Below are 13,626 nucleotides of genomic sequence, written 5' to 3' on the forward strand. Positions count from 1 at the left end.
GATAAACCGTAAAAAAGGAGGAATTTGATTTGGCTGACCAACGAAAAGCAGCATTAGATGTTGCTATCAGAAAGATCGAAAAGAACTTCGGTAAGGGTTCTATTATGCGAATGGGTGATGCCACTGATATGAAGGTTGCTTCAGTTTCTAGTGGTTCCCTTGCTATTGACAAGGCACTTGGAATTGGTGGATATCCTCGTGGTCGGATAGTTGAAATTTATGGTCCTGAAAGTTCTGGTAAGACTACTGTAGCATTGCATGCAGTTGCAGAAGTACAACGGCAAGGCGGGACAGCAGCCTATATTGATGCCGAAAATGCTCTTGATCCTCAATATGCAGAAGCCTTAGGTGTTAATATTGATGACCTATTGCTTTCGCAGCCTGATAGTGGTGAAGAAGGATTAGAAATTGCTGATGCATTGATTTCAAGTGGAGCAGTTGACTTAGTAATTGTTGATTCGGTTGCAGCATTAGTTCCTCGTGCTGAAATTGATGGTGATATGGGTGATACCCATGTTGGATTACAAGCTCGTTTGATGTCTCAGGCTCTTCGGAAGCTTTCCGGTGAAATTAATAAGACAAAGACAATTGCTATCTTTATTAACCAAATCCGTGAAAAAGTGGGAGTGATGTTTGGTAACCCTGAAACAACAACTGGTGGACGGGCACTTAAATTTTACTCAACTATCCGGATGGAAATTCGTCGTGCGGAACAAATTAAGAATGGTACGGATGTTATTGGAAATAAAGCTAAAGTAAAGATTGTTAAAAATAAGGTTGCTCCGCCATTCAAACGTTGTGAAGTTGACATTATGTATGGTGAGGGGATTTCTAAGACTGGTGAATTGCTAGATATGGCAGTTGAAAACGATCTTGTTGATAAGAGCGGTGCCTGGTACTCATATGGTAGCGAACGTATTGGGCAAGGTCGTGAAAATGCTAAAAAGTGGCTTAAGGAACATCCAGACAGCATGAATGAATTAATGGATAAAGTTCGTGTTGCAAATGGAATGGAACCGTTAAATGAAAAGTCAACGAAAGAAACTGCTGATGATAAAGCCAGTGGTAAGACCGGTGAAAATAAACAAGAAACAATTGAAGAAGCAAGTAAAGAATAAATAATAATATTTGAAGTTGAAATTCCCTAATTTTTTAGCATTAATAGCTGAATATTAGGGATTTCCCTTTTTATGCTGGCTGTTTAAGCAATTGATAAATTCAATAGTTGACACCTTAGTGTGGCAAGATTAAAATTTAACTTGTGTGATGTTTTTTTGACGTTACACGGTGAAATTAATTTATTCATACCAACAACATAATAGTTGAAGCGGAGGTGAAATAGTGAAAATTTTAATGTTCGCCGCGCTTGCTATGGTTGTCGGAATTATTGTCGGCTATGTAATTCGCAAGGTTTCATATGAAAAACAAGTTGCAGAAGCACATAATGATGCTAAAGGTATTATTTCTAAAGCAAAACAAGAAGCAGTAACGGCGAAAAAAGAAGCTATTTTAGAAGCGAAAGAAGAGAGTCATCAATACCGCGAGAGAGTGGAAGATGAGTTAAAACAGCGGCGGAGTGAGGTCCAACGACAGGAAGACCGATTACTCCAACGAGAGGCTTCTTTAGATCATAAGGATAGCGCTCTAGAAAAAAGAGAGAATGCAGTTGGCGTTCGTGAACGTAAATTAGATCAAGAAAAAGAGCAGCTTCATCAATCAAAGGAACAAGCAGAAGCCTTAATTGAACAACGCAAACAAGAAGTTGAAAAAGTCGCTCAAATGTCACAAGAAGATGCTAAGCAGTTATTATTATCTGAAGTAAAAGAACAGTTAAAAACTGAACGAGCAGTAATGATTCGTGACAGTGAACAAGAAGCGGAACTTTCTGCAGAACGTAATGCAAAGAAATTAATTGTTGAAGCAATTCAACGTAGTGCTGCGGATGTTGTCTCAGAGACGACTGTTTCGGTTGTTAATCTTCCTAATGATGATATGAAGGGAAGAATAATTGGTCGTGAAGGTCGAAATATTAGAACTTTAGAGACGTTAACAGGTATTGATTTGATTATTGATGATACGCCAGAAGCTGTCGTATTGAGCGGCTTTGATCCTGTACGACGTGAGATTGCTAAGATCGCGCTTGAAAAATTAATTCAAGATGGTCGTATTCATCCTGCACGAATTGAAGAAGCAGTTGATAAGGCTCGTAAGCAGATGGATACTCAACTACGGGAGACTGGTGAGCAAGCATTGTTTGATCTAGGAATTCATTCAATGCATCCAGACCTAATTAAGACGGTCGGAAGAATGAAGTACCGGACTAGTTACGGTCAAAATGTCTTAGACCACTCAATCGAAGTTGCTAAGTTAGCCGGAATTATGGCTGCTGAACTTGGGGAAGATGTTACATTAGCAAAACGTGCTGGACTCCTCCATGATATTGGGAAGGCAATTGATCATGAAGTTGATGGTTCACATGTTGAGTTAGGTGTAGAACTAACCCGCAAGTATAAAGAAAATAAAGTGGTTATCAATACGATTGCCTCTCACCATGGAGATGTCCCTGCTAATTCTGTAATTGCTGTTCTTGTACAAGCAGCAGATGCAATTTCAGGGGCCCGTCCTGGTGCACGAAGCGAGTCATTAGAACAATACATTCAACGTTTAAAGAAACTAGAAAGCATAGCAAACAGTTATGATGGTGTCGACCATAGTTATGCAATTCAAGCTGGTCGAGAACTTCGCGTGATTGTCAAACCGAAGAAGATTTCTGATTTGCAGGCAACAACTTTGTCACATGATATTAAGAACAAAATTGAAAAGCAATTAGAATATCCAGGACATATTAAAGTAACCGTTATTCGGGAAGTTCGAGCAGTTGATTATGCTAAATAAACTGATTTTTCAGTTCCTATAAAGAGGCTGGGTATAACCTTCAGTCTCTTTATTATTTTAAATAACATCCATCATTAACAGAGATCTTGCAGTAAATTTAGACAAAAAATATAATTAGTTTATTATTAACATTAAAAAATATATTAACGGGGTGAAACTTAGTGGCAAAAAAAACAACACCGATGATGGAACAATATCAAAAGGTAAAAGATCAATATCCAGATGCCTTTTTATTTTACCGACTTGGTGATTTTTATGAGCTATTTAATGACGATGCAGTTAAAGGAGCGCAACTTCTTGAGCTAACATTAACCACGAGAAACCATAGTGCGAAAAATCCGATTCCAATGTGTGGAGTGCCCCATCGCGCGGTTAACAACTATATTGATATTTTAATTGATAAGGGTTATAAAGTAGCAATCTGCGAACAGATGGAAGACCCTAAAAAGGCGAAGGGAATGGTTAAACGAGCCGTTACCCGCTTAATTACACCTGGAACGCAAATGGATTTAAATGGTGAACAGGCACGTGATAACAATTATCTTGCAGCGATTAGTGGACAAAATGGGGTATTTAGTATTGCCTACACCGACTTATCGACTGGGGAGCTTAAAACGACAAGCTTAAATAATGCAAATGATGCGGTCAATGAATTGGTTAATCTCCAAAGCAAGGAAGTAGTTGTGGATGGTGAGTTGCCAGTTGAAATAACAACTCAGTTTAAGCAACGAAATATCCTTCAATCACATCAGCCAACGGTCCTTAAAAATGCTGAGATTAGCTATCTTACTCAAGACCTTGATGATCAAGCCCAACAGCACGTTGTTGCGTTACTTGTGTCATACTTATTAACGACCCAAAAGCGCTCTTTGGCCCATATGCAAAAAGCAATTGCATATCAACCAAGTTCTTTTATGAAGATCGACCACTATTCAAAAACAAATCTTGAATTAATGCGCAATATGCGAAGTGGGAAGCGTCAAGGGACCTTGGCATGGCTTTTGGATGAGACAAAAACAGCGATGGGCAGTCGTCTCCTTAAACGGTGGATTGACCGGCCGCTGATTAATCAAAATGCAATCAGTGAACGACAAGATAAAGTCCAAGAGTTATTAGACCACTATTTTGAGCGAAGTAATTTGCAGCAAGAGTTAATTAAAGTATACGACCTTGAACGCTTAGCAGGGCGGGTTGCCTATGGAAGTGTTAATGGGCGTGATCTTATTCAACTTAAGACTTCTTTAAAGCAAGTTCCTAAAATAAAATACGTTTTAGAAACCCTTGATTCACCTGTCTTTGAAGAATTACAAAAACAATTGGATCCCTTGGACGATGTGGCAGATTTAATTGATCAATCAATTATTGAAGAACCGCCAATTGCTGTTACTGAAGGTGGCGTAATTAAGGATGGCTATAATGACCAATTAGACCAATACCGTGATGCGATGAATAATGGAAAACAGTGGATTGTGGACCTGCAAGAACATGAACGGAAATTAACGGGCATAAATAACCTCAAAATTGGTTATAATCATGTATTTGGCTATTATATTGAGGTTACAAAAGTTAATCTTGATAAGCTTCCTAAAGATCGCTATGAGCGTAAACAAACATTAGTTAATGCTGAACGTTTTTCTACTCCAGAATTAAAAGAAAAAGAGGCATTGATAATGGGGGCGCAAGAAAAGTCAACAGCCTTGGAATATGATATTTTTGTTAAAATCCGTGAACAAGTCAAGGGACAAATTACACGCCTGCAAAAATTAGCACAACAACTTGCAGAATTAGATGTACTTCAAAGCTTTGCGGTTGTTAGTGAAGACTACCACTTTGTCCGTCCTGAAATGAATACTGGTCACGTATTAAAGATTAAAGATGGTCGTCACCCAGTTGTGGAAAAGTTTATGGGACACCAAGAATATGTGCCTAATGATGTTTTGATGGGAGAAGATACTGATATTCTCCTGATTACTGGGCCAAACATGTCAGGGAAGAGTACTTATATGCGTCAGCTAGCATTGATTGCGGTAATGGCACAAATTGGCTGTTTTGTTCCTGCCAAATCTGCTGAATTGCCAATTTTTGATCAAGTCTTTACCCGAATTGGGGCAGCTGACGACTTAATCTCTGGGGAAAGTACTTTTATGGTTGAAATGATGGAAGCAAATAATGCTTTGACCCATGCCACAGATCGTAGTTTGATTCTCTTTGATGAAATTGGCCGAGGAACCGCAACTTATGATGGGATGGCATTAGCTCAAGCGATTATTGAGTACGTTCATCAGCATGTTCGTGCCAAGACGCTATTTTCAACTCACTATCATGAACTGACAGCTCTTGAGAATAGCTTGGCGCGGCTTAAAAATGTTCATGTAGGGGCAACGGAAAAAGATGGGGAGTTAGTATTCTTGCATAAGGTAAGTGCAGGTCCTGCAGATAAGTCGTATGGAATCCACGTGGCTAAACTAGCAGGAATGCCATCCTCATTGTTAAAACGTGCAGATACTATTTTGCAAAAATTAGAGCAAAAGGATGTAAAACTACCGAATACGCCTAAACCGGCAACAGATAATTACCATACAGAACCAATATCAGCGAAGATAAATGAAGCGGCACCGGTAAAGAAAGAGGCTGCACCAGTCGTTGAAGATAATGGTCAACTTGAATTATTTGCCACTCAGCCTGAGAAAAAAGAATCGAGTGTTGATCGGCGGATTTTGCACCAATTAAAAGAACTTAATTTAATGGGGATGACACCCATGGATGTAATGAATCAAATTTATAAGTGGCAGCAGAAATTGAAATAAGGTGATATTTAATGGGAAAGATTCATGAATTAGATAATATTTTAGCCAATCAAATTGCTGCCGGTGAAGTGATTGAACGTCCAGCATCAATTGTAAAAGAATTAGTTGAAAATTCATTGGATGCCCATAGTCACCGTGTAGATATTATTGTTGAAAATTCAGGTTTAGACAGCGTGCGCGTGATTGATGATGGTGACGGAATCGCTGCTGAAGATATTAGTCTAGCATTTCACCGTCATGCAACTAGTAAGATTAATTCTCGCCATGACCTCTTTAAGGTGCAGACGATGGGCTTTCGTGGGGAAGCGTTACCTAGTATTGCTTCAGTCGCTGATGTAACTCTTACGACTGCTCAAGCTGGTCAAGAAGAAGGAACAATGATTCATTTGCGGGGCGGAAAAGAATTAGTAGTGAAGCCGGCTGGTGCGCGTCAAGGAACCGATATTAAGGTAACCGACTTATTCTTTAACACTCCTGCGCGATTAAAGTACTTAAAATCACCTCAAACGGAGCTAACCAGAATTACGGACATCATTAACCGACTTGCCCTTGCAAATCCAGCGGTTGCTTTTAGCTTTACCCATAATGGGCGGGAATTATTTCGTTCGGCAGGTAATAATAACTTACAGCAAGTAGTTGCCGCAATTTATGGCGTTCAAGCAGGACGTAAGATGCTTGAGATAAGTGGTGCAGATGATGATTTTAAGGTTAGTGGTTTTGTTTCCTTGCCAGAATTAACACGTGCATCACGTCAATATATAACAATCACAATCAACCATCGGTATATTCGTAATTTTGAATTAACAAAGGCCATTATTCAGGGATATGAATCAAAACTAATGGTTGGCCGTTATCCGATCGCGGTAATTAACATTGATCTAGATCCAGTTTTAGTTGATGTGAATGTCCATCCGGCTAAACGTGAGGTCCGTTTGAGCAAAGAACAGCAACTAATAAAATTGATTGCTGAAACGATTCGGCAGCGGATAGCGGTTGAGAACTTGATTCCGGATGTCGATGCTGACCAATTCATTCCTAATGATGATGAGGTAGCGGACCTTGATCGCCGGTTAAAGGAAGCATCACCTGTTTATCATGCCGCCCCGATTTCAGCAGTGCCAGCAACAGAGAAGGCGGCAACTGAGATTCCAACTCCCGAAGCTGATAATCCAGCACATGCTGACGCGCTTGATAGTGAGATTCCAGCACCGATCGTTATCCACCATCTTGAAGATTTAAATACGCCCGCAATGCAAAAATTTGATGAGCGTTATCAAAATGAAGGTGAAGTTACGCCATTTTCTGCTCCAGTTCCCACTATGACTAAGAAGCCAGTAAAACCTGCAAATATTGAATTAGATGTCCATGATAAACAAGATCAGCAGCAAAATCGGTTTCCTGATCTTCAATATATTGGTCAGCTTCAGGGAACCTTTTTATTAGCACAAGCAGGAGATGGTCTTTACATTGTTGACCAACATGCTGCTCAGGAGCGAATCAATTATGAGTATTACCGCCAAAAAATTGGGGAAGTGAGCGCCGATCAGCAAAATTTCTTGGTTCCGCTTGTTCTTAATTATTCGACTGTCGATGCAATGACAATTAATCAGCATCTCGATACGCTGGCAGCGGTTGGATTAGAATTAGAGTCATTTGGTCAGAATAGTTTTATTTTGCGTTCCCATCCAACCTGGTTTAAAGAGGGGCAAGAAGAAGACACGGCCGAAGAAATGATTGATTGGTTAATTAAGAATGGAAAACTAACCGTTAAAGAATTTCGAATGAAGACAGCGATTATGATGAGCTGCAAGCGGGCCATCAAGGCTAACCACCACCTTGACGAACGGGAAGCTAAAGCCTTGCTGAAACGGTTGCCACAATGTGAGAATCCTTTTAATTGTCCACATGGGCGTCCGGTAACTGTTCATTTTAATGATCAGGATTTAGAAAAAATGTTTAAACGAATTCAGGATTCACACACCCCGTATGCGGATGATTTTGATGACCATGAATTTTAAGGAGGAATTACCTTGTACGAATACTTAACAGGCCTTGTAACCGTTGTTGCACCACAATATATCGTTGTTGATGTTAATGGGGTTGGCTATAAATTATTAGTTGCTAATCCCTATCGTTATCAAGAGGATCGGACTAAGAAGGTCCAAGTATATGTTTACCAAGCAGTTCGTGAAGATAATATTTCCTTGTTTGGTTTCACAGATCAAAATGAAAAAAATCTATTTATGCAATTAATCAATGTTTCCGGAATTGGGCCAAAGAGTGCTTTAGCAATTTTAGCTAACCCTGATCATCAAGGGCTTGTTGATGCAATTACTAATAATAATGTTAGCTATTTAACTAAGTTCCCAGGAATCGGGAAAAAGACAGCTTCGCAAATTGTGTTAGACTTACGTGATAAGCTCACTAATGAAAGCAGCAGCTCACTATTTGCAACAACTCAGCTTACCGTTGATGCAACAGTAAATCGTGAGTTGAAAGATGCTTTGGAAGCATTGGCCGCATTAGGATACAAGGAACGGGACATTAAAAAGGTTCAAAAGGCATTAATGAAAGAAGAACAAATGGCAACCGATGAATACTTAAGACAAGCATTAAGGTTGCTTAACTAGGAGGTGCAAGACTTGTGGAAAATGATCATGGTATTTTATCAGATCACCCATCAGGAGAAGAAGAAAGCCAAGTTGAGATAACTCTTCGACCACAGAAACTAAGGGAATATATTGGTCAACCTAAAATCAAGCACGAACTAGAAGTATATATTAAGGCGGCCCAATCCCGGGAAGAAGCCCTTGACCATGTATTGTTATATGGTCCTCCAGGATTAGGAAAGACAACTTTAGCGATGGTAATAGCTAATGAGATGGGCGTTAATATCAGAACGACTAGTGGACCAGCGATCGAAAAGCCAGGAGATTTGGTTGCTTTATTGAATGAGTTGAAACCAGGGGATGTCCTTTTTGTTGATGAAATCCACCGGTTACCCAAAGTTGTGGAAGAAATGCTTTATTCAGCGATGGAAGATTACTATATTGATATTGTTATTGGTGAGGGACCAACTGCGCACCCCGTTCATTTTCCCCTTCCGCCATTTACATTAATTGGGGCAACGACACGGGCCGGAATGTTATCGGCACCATTACGTGATCGTTTCGGGATCGTTGAACACATGAACTACTATACTCAAGATGAACTGACAAAAATTATTTTTCGTTCTGCCAAGATTTTCCATACTAGCATTCAAGATGAAGGGGCCCATGAACTATCTCTTCGTTCACGTGGTACGCCGCGAATCGCAAACCGCCTTTTAAAACGGGTACGTGATTTTGCTCAGGTAGCAGGGAAACAAAGCATTGATTCAGCAATTGTTAAGCAAGCATTATCCCTTCTCCAAGTTGATGATCGGGGCTTAGATGAGATTGATCGGAAAATGCTATTAACGATGATCAATTTCTACCATGGAGGTCCAGTGGGATTAAAAACAATTGCGGCAAATATTGGTGAAGAAACTAATACGATTGAAGAAATGTATGAACCATATCTATTACAGATTGGCTTTATTAGTCGCACCCCTCGCGGCCGGTTAGTGACACCGACAGCGTATGAACATTTAGGGATTGAATATCCTACTGATAAAAATTGATTGAGGGAAATTATGTGTAAGTTAGAATTTACAATTAATCAAAGTGATCACCAAGCACGAACTGGGCTTTTGCAGGTTAATGGACGACAAATTGAAACACCGGCTTTGGCTGCAAGTGGAGATGAATTAGCAAAGTTATCACCTATCCAGCTTAATCAGGCTGGTGTAAGCGTAGTTAAGACAAGTGGGTTAAAGCGATGGCTAAAATATGATTCGATGACTGAAAAATTAGGAGACCTCCATCGTTTTTTCCAGTGGGATGGTCTTTTACTTGTGGACTTGGAAACTGAGGAGGCCTATCACTTAGCAAAACCGCGTGGAAAAAAACACGATGGCGTTCGGTTTCATGATCCGGCAACTAGACAACTAAAATTCTGGCAACCAGAAACTGCCCTTCAAGTTCAAGAAGCACTTGGGGCTGATATTTTTCAAAGTTTTGACCAGGCAACAGATTATTATGCGCCAGTTGATGATCTGAAAGCAGGGGTAAAACAAACTAGTGACTGGTTATCTGTTGTTAAGCCCCAAAAAGGACAATCCCTTGGTTCGATTGGTGGGGGCGGCTTAAAAGATTTGCGGACAGCCAGTATTAAGGCGGTCGATGAGGCTGAGTTAAGCGGCTATCGTTTGAGTGGGATCCCTAACAACTTAGATGATCAAGAGTTTAGCCGAATCATTAATGAAATTACGCCTAAACTAGAAGAGGAGAAACTGCGCTACCTCCCTGCTGCACTTTCTTTTGACCAAATGATAGAGGCAATTTTAGCAGGAGTAGATTTAATTGATAGCAATCTAGCAGCTAAAAAAGCGGCAAATGGGATTGCACTAGTTAATCAAGGAGCGACAGTTCTTCATCTTGATCGTCAACATTTTAGCTTCGATTCAGAAGTACTTGATCGTCAATGTGCGTGTGCAACTTGTCGCGCGGGCTATTCAAGGGCATTGCTCCATAGCTTAATTACCAACCATAGCTTTTACGGTGAACAACTTTTGCTGCAGCATAATCTGTTTACCCTCAATAAATTAATGAGTAGTCTACGACAAGCAATTAAATATCATCAAACAAAAAAATTTGTTCAAGAATTATTGCAGAATCAATAGAGCATATAGCTTTTTGCAGTAAAGTTTGTTAAAGTTAATATTAGTTAACTTTTTGAAGGGATGGATAAACCGTGAATAGTTTGAGTAGTTTTGTTCTTGGTGCTGCTTCATCTAATAATGCAAGTGGTTACTCAGGAATTATTTTAATCATCTTAATGGTAGCATTAATGTACTTCTTTATGATTCGCCCACAACAAAAGCAACGTAAAGAACACCAAGAGATGATGAATGAATTACACCCAGGTGATGAAGTTGTTACGATTGGTCGGATGCATGGTAAGATTGATTCAATCAATAAGGCTGATCGGACAGTTACTTTAGATTGTGAAGGGATCTACCTTACTTTTGATATGGTGGCAATTGCCCGTGTTATCAAACGAGCAGATGCACCAGCTAGTGAAGCTCCCCAAGATAATAAAGCTGTTGCTAGTTCTGCAGCTGACAGTTCTGCAGCTGCTTCAGCAGATAGCGCTGCTAGTGAGCCTGCATCTGCAGCGAGTGCTAGCGATGAACAAAAAGACAGCGAAGAAAAGTAATTTAATTTAGATGAAAATAGTCGTAAACAGGCGAATATTTTCATCTTTTTTATTTGGTTGTTAATCGCGTTTATTGCTATACTAAAAGATAGTGTTAAATTTTATTCGGGTAAGGAGAATAGCATAATGGCAGATCCATTAACAGCAATTTTTGAACAAATCAAAAAATACAATAAAATAATTATTCATCGGCATCAACGCCCTGATCCAGATGCAATTGGCTCCCAAGTTGGCCTTGCGGAAATTTTACGGGCTTCATTTCCATACAAGCAAATTTATGTTGTAGGGAAGCATATTCCAGGGTTTGATTGGATCGGTGAGATGGATACGATTGACAATCAGACGTTTGATGATGCATTAGTAATTGTTACGGATACAGCAAATGCGCCACGAATTGATGATCGGCGCTTTGATAATGGGGACGAGCTTATTAAGATTGATCACCACCCTAACGATGAACCCTTTGGCGATATTATGTGGGTTGAACCAGATGCTTCTAGCTGTTCTGAAATGATTTATAGTTTTTATCAACGATTTGCAAAAGAATTAACGCTTCCCCAGAAGGCTGCCCATGCCTTATACGCAGGAATTATTGGCGATACAGGTCGTTTCCTTTATCCAGCAACAACTCCTCGAACTATGCTAGTTGCAGGTTCGTTAATGGCGGCCGGCGCAAATGCAGCGGAAATTAGTCAGCACGAAAATGAAATTACCTTACCAGTGGCCCGTCTATCAGCATATGTTTATGAGAATTTGCAGATATTAGATAATGGAGCCGCATATGTTATCTTAACCAATGAAATTTTAGAGCAATTTGGATTAACTGAAGCCGGGACATCCGCAATTGTTTCTTTACCAGGTCGAATTCATGATGTTATTGCCTGGGCGATCTTTGTAGAACAAGAAGATGGCCATTATCGCATTCGTCTCCGTTCAAAGGGGCCAACAATTAATGAATTAGCTAAGCAGCACGACGGCGGTGGACATCCCCTTGCTAGTGGCGCCAAGGCTAAAGATGAAGCAGAAATCAAACAAGTGATTGATGAATTGGACCAATTAACACAAAGTTATGCAAACCAAAAATGAAAGGGAAATAGCTATGAGTGATAAAAAATTTGCTGATTTTCAGTTACAACCTTATCTGTTAACAGCGATTCAAAAAATTAATTTTCGTCAACCGACACCGGTCCAACAACGAGTAATACCAGTGATTATGGCTGGACGAAGTGTTGTAGGGCAATCAGCGACCGGTAGTGGGAAAACACATGCCTTTCTCTTACCGATTTTTTCAAAGATCAAGCCAGAAGATCAAACCGTTCAAGCAGTAATCACAACTCCTAGTCGGGAATTAGCATACCAAATTTATAATGCGGCCAAGCAACTTAATAAGTATGCTCCTCATCCTCTTACCATTCACAATTATGTCGGTGGTACAGACAAGCAGCATCAAGTTGACCAATTAAGCCGAAAACAACCTCAATTGGTCATTGGAACTCCAGGAAGAGTATTAGACTTAATCAAGAGTCAGGCATTGGATATTCACACAGCGAAAATGTTTGTGGTGGATGAAGCGGACATGACCCTAGATATGGGATTCTTACATGAAGTTGACCAAATTGCCAGTCATTTTCCTAATGACCTTCAAATGATGGTTTTCTCAGCAACGATTCCGCAGAAACTGCGCCCATTCTTAAAAAAGTATATGGAAAATCCAGTCGTTGAAGAGATTCCTACTGAAGCAGTAATTAATCCAGATGTTGATAATTGGTTAATGTCAACTAAGGGGCAAGATCGTAACCAGCTAATTTATCGTTTGCTGACTCTTGGTGAACCATATCTTGCGTTGGTATTTGCTAATACAAAAGAGCGAGCAGTTAAATTAACCCAGTACTTAGAAAATCAAGGGCTCAAAGTAGCAATGATTCATGGGGGACTAGAAGCTCGCCGTCGTAAACGGACAATGCGGCAAATCCGTGATCTTGAATATCAATATGTTGTAGCAACTGATCTAGCAGCTCGTGGAATTGATATTGATGGAGTATCACTAGTAATCAATGACGACTTGCCAACTGATCTTGAATATTTTGTTCATCGAGTTGGTCGTACCGGGCGAAATGGGATGAAGGGAACAGCCATTACCCTATATGAGCCAGCAGAAGACGATTTGATTGCTAAGCTTGAGGAACGGGGAGTTAAATTTGTACCAAAAGAATTAAAGAATGGTCAACTAGTAACTACCCATGACCGTAATCGTCGGAAGCATTATAAGCGGCGGCAAAATGAACTTGATCCGTCAATGAAGGGTTACGTAAAAAAGACTAAGAAGAAGGTTAAACCTGGTTATAAGAAACGGATTAAAAAGGCGATTAAAGAAGACGAACAGCAAAAACGAAAGCTAGAATTACGGCATAAAATTCGGAAAGCTAAGCGTGCTCGCCAAAAGCAACATCGCCGTGAACGAAATGCCCGTTGATTTTAAAGTAATTGTTCGCTATAATATGACACGTCTGGGACATGCTATAGCTAACGGAAAATTCCAGAGACAGTTGGTGAGGTGTGACAACTGATTTCCTAGCTTTAGTGCTCCCCATTCGGATAATTTGATATTTAACCTTGGGTAACCAAG

At 40.0% G+C, this 13,626-nt stretch carries 10 protein-coding genes; all 10 read left to right on the forward strand.

The window, feature by feature from the left end; translation table 11 throughout:
• Window positions 1-29: 29 nt before the first annotated feature.
• On the forward strand, window positions 30-1,118 hold the full coding sequence (recA, locus tag LREU_RS02725; RefSeq protein ID WP_003667620.1) for a recombinase RecA: 1,089 nt from the start codon (window positions 30-32) through the stop codon (window positions 1,116-1,118).
• Window positions 1,119-1,353: 235 nt separating this feature from the next.
• The gene (rny, locus tag LREU_RS02730; protein WP_011953420.1) at window positions 1,354-2,895 is read left to right on the forward strand and encodes a ribonuclease Y; all 1,542 of its coding nucleotides are present in this window, start codon (window positions 1,354-1,356) and stop codon (window positions 2,893-2,895) included.
• 161 nt (window positions 2,896-3,056) lie between these two features.
• Complete coding sequence (gene mutS, locus LREU_RS02735) at window positions 3,057-5,702, forward strand: DNA mismatch repair protein MutS (RefSeq protein ID WP_003667622.1); 2,646 nt, start codon at window positions 3,057-3,059, stop codon at window positions 5,700-5,702.
• Between the two features lie 11 nt (window positions 5,703-5,713).
• Window positions 5,714-7,720, forward strand: a complete 2,007-nt coding sequence (gene mutL / locus LREU_RS02740) for a DNA mismatch repair endonuclease MutL (RefSeq protein ID WP_003667624.1) — start codon at window positions 5,714-5,716, stop codon at window positions 7,718-7,720.
• Between the two features lie 12 nt (window positions 7,721-7,732).
• The gene (gene ruvA / locus LREU_RS02745) at window positions 7,733-8,332 is read left to right on the forward strand and encodes a Holliday junction branch migration protein RuvA (protein ID WP_003667626.1); all 600 of its coding nucleotides are present in this window, start codon (window positions 7,733-7,735) and stop codon (window positions 8,330-8,332) included.
• A 14-nt stretch (window positions 8,333-8,346) separates the two neighbouring features.
• Complete coding sequence (ruvB, locus tag LREU_RS02750) at window positions 8,347-9,363, forward strand: Holliday junction branch migration DNA helicase RuvB (protein ID WP_003667627.1); 1,017 nt, start codon at window positions 8,347-8,349, stop codon at window positions 9,361-9,363.
• 12 nt (window positions 9,364-9,375) lie between these two features.
• On the forward strand, window positions 9,376-10,464 hold the full coding sequence (locus LREU_RS02755) for a tRNA guanosine(34) transglycosylase Tgt (RefSeq protein WP_003667629.1): 1,089 nt from the start codon (window positions 9,376-9,378) through the stop codon (window positions 10,462-10,464).
• Between the two features lie 71 nt (window positions 10,465-10,535).
• Complete coding sequence (gene yajC / locus LREU_RS02760) at window positions 10,536-11,000, forward strand: preprotein translocase subunit YajC (RefSeq protein WP_003667630.1); 465 nt, start codon at window positions 10,536-10,538, stop codon at window positions 10,998-11,000.
• A gap of 126 nt (window positions 11,001-11,126) precedes the next feature.
• Complete coding sequence (locus LREU_RS02765; protein ID WP_011953421.1) at window positions 11,127-12,086, forward strand: DHH family phosphoesterase; 960 nt, start codon at window positions 11,127-11,129, stop codon at window positions 12,084-12,086.
• Window positions 12,087-12,099: 13 nt separating this feature from the next.
• Window positions 12,100-13,473 carry a DEAD/DEAH box helicase gene (locus tag LREU_RS02770; protein ID WP_011953422.1) on the forward strand — a complete coding sequence of 458 codons (1,374 nt, stop codon included), beginning with the start codon at window positions 12,100-12,102 and terminating at the stop codon, window positions 13,471-13,473.
• The last annotated feature ends 153 nt before the right edge of the window (window positions 13,474-13,626 follow it).

Source organism: Limosilactobacillus reuteri subsp. reuteri (genome assembly GCF_000016825.1).
In the GTDB taxonomy this organism is placed as follows: Bacteria; Bacillota; Bacilli; order Lactobacillales; family Lactobacillaceae; genus Limosilactobacillus; species Limosilactobacillus reuteri.

Coding starts and splice junctions, on each gene's coding strand:
- LREU_RS02755 (WP_003667629.1), top strand. CDS start 9,376: ATGTGTAAGTTAGAATTTACAATTAATCAAAGTGATCACCAAGCACGA.
- rny (WP_011953420.1), top strand. CDS start 1,354: ATGTTCGCCGCGCTTGCTATGGTTGTCGGAATTATTGTCGGCTATGTA.
- LREU_RS02765 (WP_011953421.1), top strand. CDS start 11,127: ATGGCAGATCCATTAACAGCAATTTTTGAACAAATCAAAAAATACAAT.
- mutL (WP_003667624.1), top strand. CDS start 5,714: ATGGGAAAGATTCATGAATTAGATAATATTTTAGCCAATCAAATTGCT.
- LREU_RS02770 (WP_011953422.1), top strand. CDS start 12,100: ATGAGTGATAAAAAATTTGCTGATTTTCAGTTACAACCTTATCTGTTA.